Origin of the sequence: Streptomyces sp. NPDC049577 (genome assembly GCF_040675635.1) — a bacterium.
Classification (GTDB): Bacteria; Actinomycetota; Actinomycetes; order Streptomycetales; family Streptomycetaceae; genus Streptomyces.
This window is the reverse complement of sequence record NZ_JBFAPH010000657.1, coordinates 1-1,148: the sequence shown is the minus strand read 5'-3', so window position 1 is coordinate 1,148 and position 1,148 is coordinate 1. Positions and strand designations below refer to the sequence as shown.

The window sequence follows — 1,148 nt, the reverse complement described above, 5'->3', positions numbered from 1 at the left end:
GCCTCGGCGGCGCCCCGCCACTCCTGGCCGGAGGGGCCGGTGACGAGGGTGAAGGCGTCGTGGAAGAGGTCGTGGACGCCGATGCGCCGGCCCTCGTGGTCCAGCCACAGGTGCGGCGCGCGGGTGCCGGGCCGGGCGTACTGGTCGACGGCCTCGCCGATCACGCCGGTGTGCTCGGCGCCGATCATCGCCGAGGAGCGGTAGCGCTGGGCGAGGATGCACAGCGTGGGCTCCAGCGGGTCCTCCTTCGGGGTCGGCCCGAAGCGGGACTCCTGGCTGCGGACGGTGAGGTCGGCCAGTTCCAGGGCGACGGCGCGGCGCTCGTCCTCGTAGCTGTCGAGCAGGGCGTCGCCGGCCTGCCCCTTGAGCACGGCCGCGAGCTTCCACGCCAGGTTGTGGGCGTCCTGCACGGCCGAGTTGGCGCCGAGCGCGCCGGCCGGTGGCCAGACGTGCGCGGAGTCCCCGGCCAGGAACACCCGCCCGGCACGGTAGCGGTCGGCGACCCCGACGGCCTCCTGCCAGGCGGCCTTGTCCAGGACCTCGACCGGCACGTCCCGGCCGATCAGCCCCTGCGCGGCCTTGGCGCACCGCTCCAGGGTGAAGTCCTCCGGCGACTCCTTCTCCGGGTCGTAGGGGAGGGCCACGCCCCACTGCCCGGGCACGGCGTGGGTGACGAACCCGCCGGCCACCGCGCCCCCGCCGATGATCCAGAACAGTGCCGTCTTCTTGACGATGTCCGACAGGTCGGCCTTGATGACGAAGGAGATGTACGAGCGGAGGACGCCGCGCCCGGTGCGGGGGATGCCGAGGCCCTCCCGGATGGTGCCGCGGTAGCCGTCGCAGGCGACGAGGTACCGGGCGCGGACGGTGCGCCGCCGTCCGGTCGCGCGGTCCTCGGTGACGGCGGTGACGCCGTCGTCGTCCTGTTCGACGGACAGGCACCGGGTGTGGTGCCGGATCTCGGCGCCCTCGGCGCGGGCGGCCTCGACCAGGACCGGTTCGACGGTGCTCTGGTCGGCCATCTCGAACTCGCCGGCGGTGAACTCGGGCAGGGCGCGCGGCGAGTCCTGCTCCATGATCCAGTGCCAGTCGGAGCTCAGGCTCTCGCAGCGGACGACGCCGGAGTCCGCGTCGAAGGGCCGGCCCGC

At 74.3% G+C, this 1,148-nt stretch carries 1 protein-coding gene; it reads right to left on the bottom strand.

Annotation, left to right across the window (positions count from 1 at the left end):
- A partial coding sequence (locus AB0K09_RS33665; RefSeq protein ID WP_366069180.1) for an FAD-dependent monooxygenase occupies window positions 1-1,148 on the bottom strand: 1,148 nt, incomplete at both ends.